This window comes from Bacteroides sp. AF32-8BH (assembly GCF_003435205.1).
Taxonomy (GTDB): domain Bacteria; phylum Bacteroidota; class Bacteroidia; order Bacteroidales; family Bacteroidaceae; genus Bacteroides; species Bacteroides ovatus.
In genome coordinates, this window is record NZ_QVLZ01000039.1 from 21,368 (window position 1) to 37,150 (window position 15,783).

At 34.2% G+C, this 15,783-nt stretch carries 27 protein-coding genes and 5 tRNA genes; 28 read left to right on the plus strand and 4 right to left on the minus strand.

Annotated elements, in window-relative coordinates; translation table 11 throughout:
• Positions 1-16: 16 nt before the first annotated feature.
• The 12 genes from DWZ47_RS22875 to DWZ47_RS22945 all read left to right on the plus strand — a co-directional run bounded on the left by DWZ47_RS22875 (position 17) and on the right by DWZ47_RS22945 (position 5,252).
• Positions 17-712: a hypothetical protein gene (locus DWZ47_RS22875; protein ID WP_117514804.1), complete on the plus strand. Its 696-nt coding sequence runs from the start codon at positions 17-19 to the stop codon at positions 710-712.
• A 248-nt stretch (positions 713-960) separates the two neighbouring features.
• Positions 961-1,152 carry a hypothetical protein gene (locus DWZ47_RS22885; RefSeq protein WP_070612561.1) on the plus strand — a complete coding sequence of 64 codons (192 nt, stop codon included), beginning with the start codon at positions 961-963 and terminating at the stop codon, positions 1,150-1,152.
• A gap of 1 nt (position 1,153) precedes the next feature.
• Positions 1,154-1,357, plus strand: coding sequence for a hypothetical protein (locus DWZ47_RS22890; protein ID WP_115484596.1), 204 nt, complete (start codon positions 1,154-1,156; stop codon positions 1,355-1,357).
• Between the two features lie 18 nt (positions 1,358-1,375).
• A complete protein-coding gene (locus DWZ47_RS31100; protein WP_233525095.1) occupies positions 1,376-1,825 on the plus strand; it encodes a YopX family protein in 450 nt (149 codons plus the stop codon).
• Positions 1,826-1,827: 2 nt separating this feature from the next.
• Positions 1,828-2,439 carry a hypothetical protein gene (locus tag DWZ47_RS22900; RefSeq protein WP_115484597.1) on the plus strand — a complete coding sequence of 204 codons (612 nt, stop codon included), beginning with the start codon at positions 1,828-1,830 and terminating at the stop codon, positions 2,437-2,439.
• A gap of 13 nt (positions 2,440-2,452) precedes the next feature.
• Complete coding sequence (locus DWZ47_RS22905; RefSeq protein WP_141409270.1) at positions 2,453-2,764, plus strand: hypothetical protein; 312 nt, start codon at positions 2,453-2,455, stop codon at positions 2,762-2,764.
• Positions 2,765-2,783: 19 nt separating this feature from the next.
• Positions 2,784-2,969 carry a hypothetical protein gene (locus DWZ47_RS22910; protein WP_032555586.1) on the plus strand — a complete coding sequence of 62 codons (186 nt, stop codon included), beginning with the start codon at positions 2,784-2,786 and terminating at the stop codon, positions 2,967-2,969.
• A gap of 251 nt (positions 2,970-3,220) precedes the next feature.
• Positions 3,221-3,610: a hypothetical protein gene (locus DWZ47_RS22920; protein ID WP_115484599.1), complete on the plus strand. Its 390-nt coding sequence runs from the start codon at positions 3,221-3,223 to the stop codon at positions 3,608-3,610.
• Between the two features lie 240 nt (positions 3,611-3,850).
• Positions 3,851-3,988 carry a hypothetical protein gene (locus DWZ47_RS30740; protein WP_165360465.1) on the plus strand — a complete coding sequence of 46 codons (138 nt, stop codon included), beginning with the start codon at positions 3,851-3,853 and terminating at the stop codon, positions 3,986-3,988.
• A 236-nt stretch (positions 3,989-4,224) separates the two neighbouring features.
• The gene (locus tag DWZ47_RS22935; RefSeq protein ID WP_008768618.1) at positions 4,225-4,635 is read left to right on the plus strand and encodes a hypothetical protein; all 411 of its coding nucleotides are present in this window, start codon (positions 4,225-4,227) and stop codon (positions 4,633-4,635) included.
• Positions 4,636-4,639: 4 nt separating this feature from the next.
• Entirely contained in the window at positions 4,640-4,819 is a 180-nt protein-coding gene (locus DWZ47_RS22940) for a hypothetical protein (RefSeq protein ID WP_115484601.1), read from the plus strand.
• A 7-nt stretch (positions 4,820-4,826) separates the two neighbouring features.
• Positions 4,827-5,252 carry a hypothetical protein gene (locus tag DWZ47_RS22945; protein WP_117514808.1) on the plus strand — a complete coding sequence of 142 codons (426 nt, stop codon included), beginning with the start codon at positions 4,827-4,829 and terminating at the stop codon, positions 5,250-5,252.
• Between the two features lie 105 nt (positions 5,253-5,357).
• Here the strand turns inward: DWZ47_RS22945 and DWZ47_RS22950 are convergent, their stop codons facing one another.
• On the minus strand, positions 5,358-5,804 hold the full coding sequence (locus DWZ47_RS22950) for a hypothetical protein (RefSeq protein WP_032846333.1): 447 nt from the start codon (positions 5,802-5,804) through the stop codon (positions 5,358-5,360).
• A gap of 109 nt (positions 5,805-5,913) precedes the next feature.
• Between DWZ47_RS22950 and DWZ47_RS22955 the strand changes: the two genes are divergently transcribed.
• The 3 genes from DWZ47_RS22955 (at position 5,914) to DWZ47_RS22970 (ending at position 7,352) form a co-directional block, all read left to right on the plus strand.
• The gene (locus DWZ47_RS22955) at positions 5,914-6,153 is read left to right on the plus strand and encodes a hypothetical protein (RefSeq protein WP_008768620.1); all 240 of its coding nucleotides are present in this window, start codon (positions 5,914-5,916) and stop codon (positions 6,151-6,153) included.
• Positions 6,154-6,213: 60 nt separating this feature from the next.
• Complete coding sequence (locus tag DWZ47_RS22960; RefSeq protein WP_117514810.1) at positions 6,214-6,630, plus strand: helix-turn-helix domain-containing protein; 417 nt, start codon at positions 6,214-6,216, stop codon at positions 6,628-6,630.
• A 377-nt stretch (positions 6,631-7,007) separates the two neighbouring features.
• Entirely contained in the window at positions 7,008-7,352 is a 345-nt protein-coding gene (locus DWZ47_RS22970; RefSeq protein WP_117514814.1) for a hypothetical protein, read from the plus strand.
• Here DWZ47_RS22970 and DWZ47_RS22975 read toward each other — a convergent pair.
• A complete protein-coding gene (locus DWZ47_RS22975) occupies positions 7,349-7,603 on the minus strand; it encodes a hypothetical protein (protein WP_117514816.1) in 255 nt (84 codons plus the stop codon). The genes DWZ47_RS22970 and DWZ47_RS22975 overlap by 4 nt on opposite strands.
• 276 nt (positions 7,604-7,879) lie before the next feature.
• Between DWZ47_RS22975 and DWZ47_RS22980 the strand changes: the two genes are divergently transcribed.
• Positions 7,880-8,533 (plus strand): hypothetical protein, encoded by a 654-nt coding sequence (locus DWZ47_RS22980; protein WP_117514818.1) that lies wholly within the window; start codon positions 7,880-7,882, stop codon positions 8,531-8,533.
• An 862-nt stretch (positions 8,534-9,395) separates the two neighbouring features.
• Here DWZ47_RS22980 and DWZ47_RS30460 read toward each other — a convergent pair.
• Entirely contained in the window at positions 9,396-9,569 is a 174-nt protein-coding gene (locus DWZ47_RS30460) for a hypothetical protein (protein WP_153880776.1), read from the minus strand.
• A 399-nt stretch (positions 9,570-9,968) separates the two neighbouring features.
• Between DWZ47_RS30460 and DWZ47_RS22990 the strand changes: the two genes are divergently transcribed.
• The 11 genes from DWZ47_RS22990 to DWZ47_RS23055 all read left to right on the plus strand — a co-directional run bounded on the left by DWZ47_RS22990 (position 9,969) and on the right by DWZ47_RS23055 (position 15,229).
• Positions 9,969-10,292, plus strand: coding sequence for a hypothetical protein (locus DWZ47_RS22990; protein WP_109115738.1), 324 nt, complete (start codon positions 9,969-9,971; stop codon positions 10,290-10,292).
• Between the two features lie 362 nt (positions 10,293-10,654).
• On the plus strand, positions 10,655-10,972 hold the full coding sequence (locus DWZ47_RS23000) for a DNA mismatch repair protein MutS (RefSeq protein WP_109115739.1): 318 nt from the start codon (positions 10,655-10,657) through the stop codon (positions 10,970-10,972).
• Positions 10,973-11,199: 227 nt separating this feature from the next.
• The gene (locus DWZ47_RS23005; protein ID WP_008647695.1) at positions 11,200-11,727 is read left to right on the plus strand and encodes a hypothetical protein; all 528 of its coding nucleotides are present in this window, start codon (positions 11,200-11,202) and stop codon (positions 11,725-11,727) included.
• A gap of 202 nt (positions 11,728-11,929) precedes the next feature.
• Positions 11,930-12,328, plus strand: a complete 399-nt coding sequence (locus DWZ47_RS23015; protein WP_008647689.1) for a ribonuclease H — start codon at positions 11,930-11,932, stop codon at positions 12,326-12,328.
• A 285-nt stretch (positions 12,329-12,613) separates the two neighbouring features.
• Positions 12,614-12,687, plus strand: a tRNA-Met gene (locus DWZ47_RS23020).
• Positions 12,688-12,936: 249 nt separating this feature from the next.
• Positions 12,937-13,022: transfer RNA gene (locus DWZ47_RS23030), tRNA-Leu, on the plus strand.
• Between the two features lie 206 nt (positions 13,023-13,228).
• Complete coding sequence (locus DWZ47_RS23035) at positions 13,229-14,020, plus strand: SPFH domain-containing protein (protein ID WP_109115741.1); 792 nt, start codon at positions 13,229-13,231, stop codon at positions 14,018-14,020.
• Between the two features lie 299 nt (positions 14,021-14,319).
• Positions 14,320-14,391: transfer RNA gene (locus DWZ47_RS23040), tRNA-Asn, on the plus strand.
• An 85-nt stretch (positions 14,392-14,476) separates the two neighbouring features.
• Positions 14,477-14,547, plus strand: a tRNA-Cys gene (locus DWZ47_RS23045).
• Positions 14,517-15,113: a hypothetical protein gene (locus DWZ47_RS23050; RefSeq protein WP_117514820.1), complete on the plus strand. Its 597-nt coding sequence runs from the start codon at positions 14,517-14,519 to the stop codon at positions 15,111-15,113. Before DWZ47_RS23045 ends, DWZ47_RS23050 begins: the two co-directional genes overlap by 31 nt.
• Positions 15,114-15,156: 43 nt before the next feature.
• A tRNA-Asp gene (locus tag DWZ47_RS23055) sits at positions 15,157-15,229 on the plus strand.
• Between the two features lie 52 nt (positions 15,230-15,281).
• Here DWZ47_RS23055 and DWZ47_RS30465 read toward each other — a convergent pair.
• Positions 15,282-15,494: a hypothetical protein gene (locus DWZ47_RS30465; RefSeq protein WP_117514822.1), complete on the minus strand. Its 213-nt coding sequence runs from the start codon at positions 15,492-15,494 to the stop codon at positions 15,282-15,284.
• Between the two features lie 63 nt (positions 15,495-15,557).
• On the opposite strand from DWZ47_RS30465, the gene DWZ47_RS23065 reads away from it, so the two are divergent.
• Positions 15,558-15,779: a hypothetical protein gene (locus DWZ47_RS23065; protein WP_109115744.1), complete on the plus strand. Its 222-nt coding sequence runs from the start codon at positions 15,558-15,560 to the stop codon at positions 15,777-15,779.
• Positions 15,780-15,783: the final 4 nt, after the last annotated feature.

Sequence of the window (15,783 nt, forward strand, 5' to 3'; positions counted from 1 at the left end):
AAAATCAAAAGGAGATATGAGCAAAGATAATATTACAGAATCTGTGAATACCTGGGAAGATTTCTATCAAAGTCGTGTCTGTAACAACAGTTATGTGAATGTGTTTTGTAAAAAATACAACCGTTTTATAGAAGAAATAATTATCAATATACAACAAATATCCTACGACCTGAAAGCACCTCTTATCTTAAAAGAGGAAGGATGTGGAATAGGTACTGTAAGCCTTGCTATTTCGCAAATAGGAGAGAGGTTGTTTAATTCTTTTAGATTAACCAGTGTTTCTAATACAAAGAAAATTTCAAAAGTTATCTTCTCAGACATCAATATTCCTATGTTGGATTTATGTTGCAAGAACACACTCTCAATATCCACGGATAATTACTTAGGAAAAGTCCCATTGTTTTATGTTAAAGAGAATATTTGTGAACCTAAGTTTTTTGAATCATCTACAGTAGTGGTAACACATGGGGTCTTGGAACACTTTTCAGATGTAGATATAACAAGAATCATGTCAACATATAATAATGATAAGGTTTTGTTTCAAGCTCATTATGTTCCAACTAGCCAATACACATCTCCTTCTTTTGGAGACGAACGTTTGCTGCCTATAGATTACTGGATCACATTAGTAAAACCGGATTATTATCTTCTTGATAATGATGGTAAAGATTTGTATATGTTTAAAACTAAACCGGCACCGACAAGAAGATAAAAGAGTCTATAAATGATAAATTTTGAGAACATGGCAACTAATGTTAATAATGCGGAAAGATTAAGAAGTTATTTTCTTTCTCACAAACAAAGGGAAAATATTATCAATGTATGTAGAGCACGCCCAAATTGGGACGGTTGTGACTATTGCGACTTATATTCAGGTTCAGGACTTCCATGTTGGAAGCAAGATGATAAACATAATTGTTGCAAATTAGAGGAAGTCAAAACAAAAAACAAGGAGGATAAATGAATGTACTTGAACATTATGTAACCGAGATTATCGGTGAGCCATATTATGATGATTATGGTAGTGGAAATTATCATTGGTGGCTGAAAGTGAAAGCTTTATGTTATGGAAGCGAGTGCGAAACAACTTTAATGTTTGATAGTAAAGAAGAAGCTCTTGCTATCAAAAAGGGTTATACGTTCTTATCTTAATATGAGTGAAATAGAATTTAGGATAGCAGAGATATTGGGACGGTCTGCGATTGAAAATGATATGGAAGTCCCAAAAGATGTTCAACAGTTGGCACAAGCTACAAGATATTTAGCAACGCAACTTAGAATAATTTGCAAAACAGAGATCGGTGATGAAAAAATAGCTGATGTTATATTGAAGCAAGCTATTGATATTTTGAAGTAAAACAAAATAGTAATGAATATGAGAACAATAAAATTCAGAGGTAAAAACTTATATAATAACGAATGGATATTTGGTGACTTGATTCAGTACGAAAGTGGTGAAATGGCTATTTTCAGCAAGAAACTTTCCCAATATGGATACGAAGCTACTGAAATGTTTAATAGAAGTAAGGTCATTCCCGAAACCGTAGGTCAATTCACCGGGCTACTTGACAAAAACGGAAAAGAAATATATGAAGGGGATATTGTTGAATGGTTATTCTTTTCCAATGGCTGTTATGGAGAACAAGAGCACTATTTGAAAGGTTGTATAGAATGGCATCAAGGTGGGTTTATTTTCAATGTTACAGAAAATGATTCTGAAAATGCTGGTTTTTATGCAATTAGTGATTTGAATACAGATACAGAAAGTGATGTTAAAATATTAGGCAACATCTACGATAATCCATATTTAATCAAGGAGGAATAATCATGAAGAAAATAATGTTTAACGATAAATACGGCTTAACCCAAGCTGTGTTGGATGGTCGAAAGACTATGACGAGACGTATTTCGGAAGACCAAATACGCAACAGTATCTTTTGTAAGAGTGGTTATGAAAGCATACATGGGTATGAAATAAAGCCTAAATACAAGGTTGGTGAAGTTGTTGCCATTGCACAAAGTTATATGGATGTTGACCGATTTCATAGAAAGGGGAAAAATGCGGCTTACTTAGAATACTTGGATTCTATATTGCCTGAACTGAAATTATATCCCGGTTGGGGAAATAAGATGTTTGCGAAAGCCGACCTAATGCCACACCATATCGAAATTACCGGAATCAAGGTTGAACGCCTACAGGACATTAGCGATGAAGATTGCTTGAAAGAAGGAATTGTTATGCAAGAGGTAATATCTGATGAATCCCCTTTCCTTTATGCTTATGATGCTTTTTTGAACGGAGATAATAAATACTTTGCTTCTCGCTGGTTTAAGAACCCCAAAGAAGCCTTTGCTGTCCTGATAGATAAAGTATCCGGCAAAGGTACATGGGAAGAAAACCCATTTGTGTGGGTGTATGAATTTAAGCTGTTTGACTAATAACAGAATAGAAATGAAGATAAGAATAGGAAAATCTTTTGATAAAGAAACAAATGAAGTCTTTTATCAGCTACAATTTAAATTGGATGGAGAACGGACCTATAACGCATATTCTTATGATGTTTTTAAAGAGGAATCTGACGCAAAAGAAGCTCTTAAAAAACATCTAAATGGTGAACGTGAATACACTTATTTTGTGAGTGCTGAAAAAGTTAAAAGAACAATTAAAGGAAATCGCGTAGATGTGAAAAAGGTGTTGGCATTTCATGTAATGTCAGCTAAGTCAGATTTACCCGGTTCTCGTATTTGGGTGAAAATTAACTAATAAAAAGATAGTAATTAATATGGGAACATTTATTTTTAGACTATGCATTGATAATACACTTTGCTTAGTTACCGCTTTTGATAAAATAGAAGCAGAACACATGTTGGAGAAAAACAAAGGCATCATCTCAAAGGCCGAGTATTATTTTGTTGGGGTAACGAGCGGGGTGATTACTATTAGTAAAGATGGAAATTTAACTTATTAAATATCGTAAATGAGTAAAAAGAGAATTACAGATGACCGTAAACAGCTTTTAATACGGTATAAGATAGATGAAAAAGGATGTGTCTCTTTTATAGACCCCTGCTGCGATGAAATTCCAGTTTGCCTTTTCGGTAAGATAATGGAAGCTATATCAAATGTAGAACAAGAATGGAATTGTAGAATTGCTAATAAAGTCGACTCTCTTCTGCCTAATATTACATTCGAGAAACCAACACTCAGATAAGAATAAATATGAAATTCTGTGATTTACCGATTGATACTCGACAACGATTAAATTGCGAACGATTGAATTTACATAATCGTTCAATCAACAGTGCATACGAGGTGTTATTGTATAATCAACTTGGTACTCGTTATTTTCATGCAAGACGTCATCAAAATTCGTGGTATGATGATAAAGGTAACTATATGCCGTTTGGAGGTGGTTCTGAATGGACGCTGCAATATGGATGTATAGGTTTCTCTCGTAAGAAGCAAGTAATGGGTTACGATTATGTATTATGTCGTGGCAAGACCTATTCTAAGTCTGCAAATGGGACAATTATTCCAGCTGCTGTAAAAACAAAGAAGGAAGTTTTGAGTATAGCAAAAGCGATTGGAATATTGAAAACATTGGTTTAATTAAAGTTGATATACAATATGGGTAAAACAAAAATTAATGAAATAAAGAAGTGTGTACAATGTCCGCATTGTATAATTCTTCCGGACCCAGATCCGTATGATTGGTTTTGTGACGATGACGTAAAACTCTTTTGTGAAAAATTAAAAAGGACAGTAGCTGCTGCACTCCGACCCCACGAAGGTGACAAAGTTGATATTCCCAGCGATTGTCCTCTGGAATAAAATATAATAATAAGAAATATGAACGAAACATTGGAACAACAAATTAAACGTCTGGAATTCTGTCGTGATTGTATTGACCAGTCTTATAAAGCTGGGAGAGATGAATACAATCGCCTTGAACGGATGATTGAAGAATTGAAAGAAAAACAAAAATAAGAAAACACATAGAAGAAAGAAATGATTATGGAAGTAAATAATGGAATAATAATTAATGGAGTTTTGCATGAGTTTGTCATACCGAGCGAATCCCCTTGTTTAGAGTGTTCTTTAAAGAATGAGTGTGGTACTTATTTAGGTGATAGGTTGTATTCAGATCCATGCGATGTTTTTAATTCATGTAGTGGAATATTTGTAATACGTGCCAAAGTAAAGATAGAAACGGAGGATTAACTATGGGATTTACAACACCTGTGTTTATACTCAAAAACACACCGGAGCTTCGAGATAAGTTAGTTCGTTTAGGGTATAAAATAGGATATGAAAGGTATATAAACGATGATTTTTTAGCGACAGACAATGATGAGATGTTTGGAATTGATGTTCCATATCCTCCTGAACAATGTAATGGGTATATTCATTGCGGAACTAATGAGGCTTTGTTCCTTGCCATAGCCGCATTGAGAGACGATACTGACGATTCACAATGGTTTGTATATCCTCCTGAAAATATTTGGTTTATATGCGATGACGATGACATCAATTATGCACGAGAAAATATTAAAGATAGTGTACAGGCGGCATGGTTCCATTGTAGTCATAAGGCAACGGTGAAAGAGCTTATAGAACATTTTAAATCTGTTTAGAGAAATGAGTTATGATTTTTTAGGAGACATAGATCGAATAGGCATGGATACCTACAAGCAAGGTGAAGAAGATGCCAAGAAAAGAGCTATAGAAATTCTGGCTTCTGTTTTAGAGAATTGGGTGCATGGTGGTGATGCAGATTGTATCATTGCCGAATTTGAAGAGGAACTAATGAAAAAATAATAACGATATGGTACAGTTTACAACACAAGTTGCAACAAGCATAGAGCAGTCGCAACAATTAATAGAGTTAGGTGTAAAACCTGAAACAGCAGATTTGGTATATCGCTGTACAAAATCAAAAACTGATTCATTGGAATGGGAACTACAATTGTGTCCGCCATCACTGGAAAACATAGACAACAATGACATTCCAGCATGGAGCTTGGTCCGGTTACTTGAACTGCTTCCTTATGAGATTCCTTGCGACCGACCAAGTGTTCTTCACCATCCAGAACTGATTAAGTATGAGGCTGGATATAACTTCTCCGTATGTAGATATACCGTAGATTGTTTTGCCGGTACCCATATCGAGAACAGCCCTTTTGACAGTTGTGTGTCTATGATTAAGTGGCTTATTGCAAAAGGGTATTTTAGCAAAGAATTTTTGCTATGAGAAGAATGCCTTTTACTCTTATGGATGATCCATGTTATCGTCCATTCTGCAAGTTCCCGGAAGAATATTACTGGAGGATGCCTTTATGGAAAGATAGGGACAAGGTTAATTCACGTACATTTTTAGGATGGTGTATGCAAGTAATAGAAAAGGTGTACTTAGCAATGCAAACAGAGCCAACCATTCTACAAACTCCTCCTTCTTTGATAAACCAGTATGTACCTCCGACACCAGAGCATCTTTATTCAATGCAGATAATAATTCCTTCTCGACCTCTTGCCTATGACGTTCAAGAAGAATTGCGTAGTTGTATAGAGTTACGCCAGCTGTACTCACACCAATGGTCAACACGACTATCAGACAAAGAAATACCACGCGGGTACATAGCGGTTCTTGAAAATTATCATGGAGGGAAACTAATATCCCGTATAGGCTTGCGCTGGCTACGAGTACACCCTGCCAAAATTCTGATCTTTTCTGAAAAGCTTTAAAAGACAGTTTACTGTTTTCTTTGTGGTTGTCTTCGTAATATTTATTAGGTGTTTTGTACATGATAAAAATATTTATTTCAAATAATAGTAGCCAACATGATATTCATTATCATAGTTGGCTACAAATTTAATAATAATGTGTATAATCGAATATAATCGTATTTAAATAAATGAACAAAGAAAGGAAAGGTAGATTCAACGATGTTATTAGTTCCCTGGAAGAAGCGAAGGGAGAAGTGGAGGACATCTTAAATGAAGAACAAGACTCTTACGATTCTCTCCCAGATGGCTTACAAATGTCTTCTAGAGGAGAAAAGATGCAGGACTATATCGGCTTGATGGAGGACTGTATAAGCAAGATAGATAAGGTCGTTGGGTTTGTGGAGGAGAAAATTATAAAGAAAAAATAGGTATTATTTGTGTATATCAAATACATTGCTTATTTTTGTTGTATTATTAACTATAAGAACATGAATAGACAAGAATTTTGCCAAATAATTGCAGATATACGAAAGCAGTCTACCATTAAAATGAAAGATATTTGTTTTCAAATGGGGGTTATGCCTACTGCTATATATCGTTTAGAAAAAGGAAGTAGCAATTTTGAGATGGGGAATATGATGTCGTATATTAAAGCACTACAGCATATTCTTGTAATTGAGAACGGCCAACATTCATATCGTACAAATGATGCACAAGAATTAGGAAGTATATTAGCATTAATTCGTAAAGAAAAAGCAATTTCACAGAGAGCTTTGGCTGAAAAAGCAGGGTATTCTCACCTTACAATTGCGAATATTGAGAGAAAAACAACTACTATTAGTATAGATACATTACTTAAAACAGTAGATGTTCTGGGATATACAATTAATATCGAAAAACAATAATTGCTATGGTTGCGTTTATTTGTGTTATTATTTGGATTATAGTAACACCTTGCATTGCTGTTATATGTGGGTTGTCTTTAAAAAAAGAAAAAAGTCAACGTATTTCGTGGAAAAGATATAGTACATGTATGTTATTAGTGTCTGTATTTACTTTTTTCCTTTTGTATATGTATGACGAACATTATGAATTACTGTATAAGTTTTTCTTAGCTATTGGGGTAATTGGTATCGTTATTTATGCTTTGGGTATATCGTTTTTTAGATCTAAAAGATGATTGTCTGGCATAAGAACTGGCATATTATTTCTGATTTCAATACCTTTTTCATAACCGTCTTTCTTCTTTTTTTCTATTCTATAGAAAACGATTTTAAAGAGTATGGAAGAACCTAAAAATGCAAAATTATTCTTGGCATTAAAAAGCAGATATGCCTTACACAATACAGACCGTTTGGTAGAGTTCATATTGGATAAGCAGAAGACATCCTTTGATTTTATTACTGAGATTATTCCTCAAATAGAAGAAGAGAATAAAAAAGCTCCTAAACTTTTCAAGGTAACTGTTGATACGGATGTTCTGGAAAGGTTACGTGCAAAACAATCATGTAAGGGGAAATACCCCCTTAATGATGCGAATATAGCAAATGAAGTAAGGCTGATAGAAGTATATCTAGCAGATAAGGTTTGGGACCTTGTTGGACTAGCCTATATGGACCAACGCTAAAATTCTATTATATTTCCAGCTATTTTAGGGTTATCAATCATTTTCTGAGATAATTCTAACGCTTTATCAATATGATATTGAGGAATTCCATGTCGGCAAGATTCAAAAAAAACTTGCGGACATGTGGAAACGTATGTTTGGCACCCAACCCAAATTCTCTCTTTTTCATAAGGGGTTACTTCAGGGCCAAAAGTTCTTGTTACAACTTTTACTAATAACTCAATGAGGTCTTGCTTTTCTTTTGTATTCATTGTATCATCAATTGGTTTGATTGCAAAAATACAAAATATTGATATTTAGCTATAATTATAGCTGATTAATTTTCAAAAATACATCAATATATAACTATTTCTTTTCTATTTTTCTTATCTAAGCTGATTCTATTAGAATAAATGCTGCAACAAATTTGTAACTAAAAAATAAATTATTACCTTTACCAGACAAATTGGAAATGATTTTGTACATTGAACAATCCTGTTAATTATGTCAGTCTGTGTAATTAATTCATAATAAAAATAAAATAAGCTATGTACCCACACGATAATATTTTTAGTATTTATTACAATATAGGGAAGCGAACTCCATTCTTGGTTAAACGATGTGAGTTAGGGTTAGCACGTTCATCCAGCGAGGAAAGACGTATTGACCCAAATCAAGATAGAACCTTCTTAGTCGAAACTGTAAAGCCGCGTGGCAAATATGGTAAGGCTTATGGCAAGTGTTTTGTAAATGGTAAGCCTGATGATACATATAGGCAAGAATGTTATCCAAATATCAAAGACGAAGAAATCCCTTGCGCCGGGTGTGGCGAATGGGTCTTGATTGATGTTCCTGGTGTATCGCTTGATGAAATATTTCCCATTCATAAAGCGGATGAGATACTTATGTTTGGTAAATATAAGGGGAAAACTTATGGTGACATTTATAAGATAGATTATCAATATCTTCATTGGCTAGAAAAAACAGATAGGCTTTTCAAAGTTAATTTTGAGGAGCTTAAACAATTATATCCAGATGTCGAAAAACAGGAAGATATATCTATTGCAGACCAAGTAATTGATTTTGGGAAATATAAGGGACAAAAGTTTCGTGACATTAAAGATGATATTTCTTATCTTGAATGGCTTGTCTCAATAGACAAAATATCTATTGAAGATTTTGAGTTATTGTCCACGATATAATACCATACAGTTTTGGCTATAAACACTTTTAACACCCATATTTATATGAATAAATTTTTATGCTCTCTTGTATTTGTGCTTTCTTTTTCTTCAGTCCATGCACAATCTAATGATTCACAAAAGGAAATACAAACACTTGTCCAGAGAGTCGATTCTCTTGAACATGAATTGTCATACCTTAAATTGACTTATGAATTAAATACACTTAATTCCGACATAACAATGTTTTCAAACGAGGTGTACACCAAATCTATCGCAATTCAATTAGACCTCTATAATCGAAATTTTAATTCCAAATTAGGTGATGCGTATCAACAATATTATGAAACATGCCAACGTAAGAAACAATCAATTTCTGAACTCATTGAAGCTAAGAAAACATTATACTTAATTAAAGTTATAACATATCCTTATTCCGAGAGTGAACTAAAGACGTTAAAGGCAAGTTATAACGTAATTAATGATGCGTATGACTCGTTAGGGAAATCAATGGAGTTACTGGAAATTGTTATTGATACATATAATAAGTTTTTGTAACTATTTAATTTCGGCTTATTCGATAAGTTGTGGAATTCCGAAATTGGTGTTAAAAAAGAATTTTGTCATTCTGGTGTAATAACTAAAAATAACAACCATTCTTTTTCCATCTTTCCTATTCTATAGAAAACTGTAGTTGTCAATATCAGTACTTTGGTATCTGGTATTGTATCTATTTAATATGATATTGTTATAGACTAAAATTTTGTTATATGAAAGCTATTATTGAAGCAAAAAAATATAGGGACACTGATTCTTCGTATATTGTTGTCGAGATACGTTTTTTGTGTGTTCCTATATTTTATTATAAAAAGCAATGGGCTTGTTAGTCGATTTTTACGAAAGCATTTATATTTCCTGTTATTGTAAGATATGCTCCTTGGGTATGACTCCAGTACACTGCGGTTAAATGTTCATTGTCTATTTTATCTATAACAACCATCTTTATAGGATCAATAGCATTGACAATTTTTACACTGTCTCCAATTTCTATACTCATAATGATAAATATTTATTAATCGTTTCAGCAAAGATACTGCTATTTATTGATAATTGAATACAATTGTAGCCAATTAATTTTCCAAAAATGCACTTGGTTTTCTAAACTAACTCCATCCAGTTCCAACTATTACTTAAAAAAGACCGGAGATATATTCTCCAGCCATACAGATAAAATTCATCAATTTGCAGAGTCTTTTTGACTCCTTTTGGTTAGTCCTGCAAACCTTGCGATGGCGGCTGAGAAAATATCATAAATCAGGGTGGTATAATTGATCCATGATATTCCAGGTGCATCGACAAGGTTTGCTACTAAAAGGGCAACCAGCATGACTAATCTTACCATGTTGGTTGCAAAATTACATAAATTGTTGATAATCGTATATAATCATTTATAAATATGACAAAAAACAAATTATCTATTGCGCCTCCAGATAAGAAGAAGACTTTGGAGGCGTTTTTTCGTTATTATGAGTTAAGCCGTTTATTGTTCGGTCAAAAGCAAAACGAAATATATGATGTCACAGACATTCCGAAAACAAATAAGTTTTATGAGTTAGCGAAAGAAATAGCTAAACAATTAGAAATTGACTGGGAAAGTATGACACACGAAGAAAGTAATCGTGTTATGTTGGCCCTATTGGAAGATTCATTTAATCTTATACGCGATATTGAAGATTCCAAATCTATAATCCTTCAAACTAAAATAGTGATAAAGAAATGAGTGATGCACAGATTTATGACTTGTATGCTCAAAAGATTTCGGATATAACCAATATTCCATATCCTTATATTATTGTATTGAGAGACAATGGCTTGTTGAATCAGAAAGAAGCAAGAGATAAGTTAATCCGATATGATTATTGGAAATTGATGAAAACAAACAAATTCACACACAACCAGATACTTGAAAAACTTTCTGGTATATATGATGTCAATAAACGTAAAATTTTATATGCGATAAAAGTTAAGCCCAAGCGCGTATATTATTGTAGGCAATGTGGACTCCAGTTATCGAAAGTCAAATACATGCGAAACGATGGTATATGCGATAAGTGTATTTCTAAACAAATAAAATTATAAATTATGGACAATCTGTACATTGAAGCGTATAAGTTCTATAAGAATGACTACGCACATGGTTTAGTATTATTTCATATTCAATCTCATTTTGAGGCTTATGAAGATGATGCTATTCAACTGGGGGCAGCACTGAATCTCCCAGTACATCTGCAAGAAGGCGTGAAATTCTGTAGTTTCCCGGATTATGAACTTGAAAACACCTTGTTGTTCCTTGTACAGATTGGTATCTCGGTTAATACTATAGAATATCGAGATGAAAATGGGGTATTCGCAATACCAAAAGTGAAACAAATTTTGGATGATATTGAAGCTGATTATTGACATTTTCGATATACTAATAGTGATTTTTGTAAATATCTGTAATATAGTCAATTATATTAAGTATTATATTTAGTTTTATATATAGCTAATCTATTGTATAACAGTTGATTAAATATAAAATAATTAATAAATTGATGTCATAATTTAAAACAAAGTCGTACCTTTGCCTCACCATCTTAACAAAATAGTTGGTAAGGCTTTTATATGTAAACAAAAATCATAGGAATATGGATAAGATAAAAACAAAATTGAAATTTATTAAGTCAGACCGTACAGAGTCATGGGTAGGATTTGTTTCTATCAATACTAAAACCGGTTACATTAAGGGCGTTAGAGAAGACGCAAAGGGTCCTAAAAAAGTATGTATTGTAACACATGAGCTAGAGCCAATTATTGAGCCGAATGTGCTTTATGATGTACAAATGGTTCCTATGAAAAATGAAAAGGCTGGATACATCGTTGTAGCAGCGGAACCACATGCTTTTGATGCAAAGATTACTTCTACAGTTGTAAAGAACGCTGTGTATTTAGTGGAAGTAAAGTTCGGAAACAAGACAATCAAATACGATCCGCTGGATGGGGTCAAAGATTCTGTTCGTACTATTGATGGGGTTGTAGAGGAACTGTCAAAACGTAAAGACATCAAAAATCTATTGCTGGTAATTGATGATTTCTGTAAGTCAGCAAACATTGTATTAACCGCATTCCAGAACGATGGTCATTATGTCGCAGCAAAAAAAGTTCTCAAAAAGTAGAAAACCTAAGCTGCCGAGAAAAAGAAAAAAGGCTTGTATAAAAGCACAAGGACGCGCTTCGTATTATAGCACTGTTAATCTTGCTAAAGTAGAAGGAGAGTGGCCTTGTAAATTTTGGGTTAATTCGACAGTAGAAATGAAACCGGTAATGATAAATGGTACTGTGGCTCTTATTCCCACACCCGCTCAATATTGGTAGAATATGATAGAAATTCCAGTAGAGGGAATAGCTACAGACGCAGCTCATTCCACGAAAAATAAAATAACAGAGTTTCAGGGGATAGATTTACGGACCGGTAAGCGGATATTTTATCAGAACCTGGGTAATAAAACGGTGAATATTGGTGAGTTCTTAGGCGTTGTTGAAGCGGCAAAATATATCATAGAAAATGATTATTCTCCCAGAATTATCTATACAGATAGTATAACAGCAATAGCTTGGTTTCAAAACAAAAAAACAGCATCCAAGAAGAAATGCAAAGAACTTCAGAAAGCCGAGATATTTCTTAAAACTCTTGCATGGGATGTTGATACAATTGAAGTCCGACACTGGAACAACAAAGAATGGGGTGAGACCCCTGCTGATTTTGGAAACAAATAAAATCCTCCAGCAAGAGAACTGGAGGATTGAGATATACAAATCATCATTTGTTGGAAGTCTTTCTTCCTCTGAAAGCCCAGATAATGTCAGCGATAGATTTTAACGATGCGGCTACATCGAAATCCACTCTTATTCGTAGGCATTTTCTCATTGTAAAGGCAATCAGCACCCATGCGATTGGCATATATTCGCAAAGGTAAGAAGAATCTTTCAAAGTAGGACAGTTTTTCAAAATTCTGTCAACTAACGGCTGTTGAGATACTTAGTCATAAATAGCCGTTACATAGCGGGATGGAGCAGTTGGTAGCTCGCTTGGCTCATAACCAAGAGGTCGCCGGTTCGAGTCCGGTTCTCCGCCACTAACTAATTAAATTAATTATAGTATGAAAGAGCAAATCATATCTGAAAGGGCAAATATTATTGCCAATTTGAGACAATTGGTTCAGTCCTTAGTGGAGTTGAACACGAGAGCTAAAACACACGTGTCTTCCAATAAGGCAGACATTAAGAAATTGAGAAAAGACAATAAAGAGTTGGAGAAGATGAAAACCAGAAACTCATTCTTTATTCGGATTTTTTCTTTGTTCTTTAAGTCTTGATAAGATGATGCCGCAATGGTGGAATTGGTAGACACGATGGACTTAAAATCCATTCGTCCGAAAGGACGGTGCAGGTTCGACTCCTGTTTGCGGCACAATGACATAAGTCAATAAGAGTTCTTTGAAATATACCAAACTTAATATGCGATGAAAAAGTATATAGAACAATTCTTTTTTATGATAGCAGTCTTATTCATAGGCAATAGAGTATTCAATCATGTTGACGCTTGGTTGGGAATTGCTATATGTTTTGGGGTTTGCTATCCAGTTATTAACATCATTAAATTAATTATCAAAAAACATGAAAACGAAGATTAAGTTTATGTTGGTTGCTCTTATGGCAACAGTGATTTTTTCATCTTGTGAGCGTGTTGCTCCTAACTATGCCGGCGTTCTTATGGAGAATTACGGTAAAAAAGGTAAAAACGATTTTAAGATCGTGTCCGGAAAGGTTTCTACATGGGAATGGGGGACAGAGTTATTCCAGGTACCGTTGTTTGAACAGCGAGGAGGTTTCCAGAGAGCAGTTACTCTGAAAGCTGCTGACAATACGGAATTTGAGGCTACTCCTTTATACTCATATAGAGTAATTAAAGACAAAGCGATTGATGTTGTTTTCGATAATAAGCATATAGGCAATGGCGATGGTTTTATGAGGTCCTTGGAGGATAACATTTTGGAACCGCGTATTTACGACCTAATTAAAGAAGAAAGCCGGAAGTATAAAACAGATACGCTTATGGCCGATGGTGGCTCTTTAGCTTTTGAAAAGCAGCTAGAGGATATTGTTAGAGCGGAGTTTAAAGAACGAGGGTTAGATTTAAAATCGTTTTCTGCTCAATTAGAGTTTAGTAAGAGAGTCCGGGAAAAGATTGATAATAGAAACGAGGTCAACACTAATATTTCCGTTATTGATCAGAAAATCGAGGAACAGAAAAAGCAAAACGAACTGGAGAGATTAAAAACCGAACAGGCTCTTATCACATCGAAAGGGTTAACTAAAGAAATTCTATACAAACAGTTTATTGACAAATGGGACGGAAAAACGCCGCTGTATGGGGTAACTCCAGAATTTCTTAAGATGACTAATTAAAGCAGGTTAAGATAAAGAGAATGGAGCCACACAGAACGTGAAACTCTCACATATAAACGTTTGATTGGTTTTATTGCAGTTTCACAAATAAAGATAGCAGGTTGGCTCTGCTTGGTGTGGCTTTATTCCATTCATTTTCAATTTAAAGAGTTTCTATCAGTCCAAGAATAGCATTTCTACGGCTTTTATGGTGAGCCGCCCCAACTCAAATGCAATTCTCTTTGTAAAGGACAGAAAGAAAAATTTCTTTTTCATTGCGTCCGCAAAGATAAGAAAATTATTTAAGCCTTTGCGGATTTGTTCTTATAGCTTAGTGGTAGAGCAGATGACTGTTAATCATCAGGTCGGTGGTTCAAATCCACCTAAGAACGCATATTTAAAGGTAAAAAGATTGTTATTGGATTAGCTTATTTTTCTTTCCGCAAAGCTGTGAAGTTGTGAAACTTCCAGCTCTCTGGTTCATTAGCCAAGTGGTAAGGCAATGGTCTGCAAAACCATGATCGCAGGTTCGATTCCTGCATGGGCCTCAAATGGGATGCAATTAATTTTCCACGATTTTAAATTGATTTATATGACAGTATCCAATAAATTGAAAGAATACTATAGAGCATATTATCAGAAGCATAAAGAAAGGCTAAAAGAATATGCCAGACAATACTATCAAAAGCATAAAGAAGAAATAAAAAGAAAAAACAATGCTTTTTATCATAGTCACAAATACCGAAATGCGATGTATTACCGTAATAAAGTAAATAGTGGCCAAGTAGCACAATATGTCAAAAAGCGGAACCAACGTATTGTGAATACAAAGATTAGTATATTGCTTTATTCTTTATCTCACCAGAAAGAAATCTTAGATGAGAAGAGAAAAAGAGACGAGTTACGTAAAAAAAAGAATAGAGAAGATGCTAAAAAACGTTATTACAAACAAAAAGAAGAGGGCACTCTAAGAACTTACCAAGATAGGCGTGACTATCTAAGAGCTTATAATAAAGAATATTATTATCGAAAAAGTAAACAATGTGATGGGGAGTTGCAATTACTCCCTAAAGATGACAACCATAGGGCTAATATGGTTGTGAAATCAAAATGACAGTGGTTATTCGCAAAGTTGAATCAAAAGAGATATGGCATTTAGTGCATTAGTTCAGTGGTTAGAACGCTACACTGTCGTTGTAGAGGTCACAAGTTCGATTCTTGTATGCATTGCAAAAATACAACCATGCAGCCAACTACTGCATGGAGGAAGATAAAAAATAAATTAATTGTTAAATCTACGGACAGTCCATTTACCTATAAGATAGATTGTAGCACAAACCGCAAAACTGGCAGTAATTGACACGGCTAATGTCAAGTCCAGATTGATGTCGTAGTTAACATTAACATTTAAGTTGGTTGTAAAGTTGGCGTTAATGTTTGTATTACAACTATTTATAGTAAACATCTGAAGGAAAGCCGTTATCAACGGATTCATTTCAATCAGTTTTAACCGCAAAGATACGGCTTTTCTTCTTATTGTCCGTCTAAAAGCATTATTATGAGTAGTCAAACAAAAACATCCGGTAATGGAATCGGATTCTTAGGATTGCTGGCAATTGTGTTTATCACATTAAAGTTGTGCAATGTAATCAATTGGTCATGGTGGTGGGTAACTTCACCTCTTTGGGGAGGAGTTGCTGTTCATTTTGCCATTATTGCAATTTCATTGCTTGTACATGCAATTGCAATCATAGTGAGAAGTATGATTAATAAGAAATAACCAT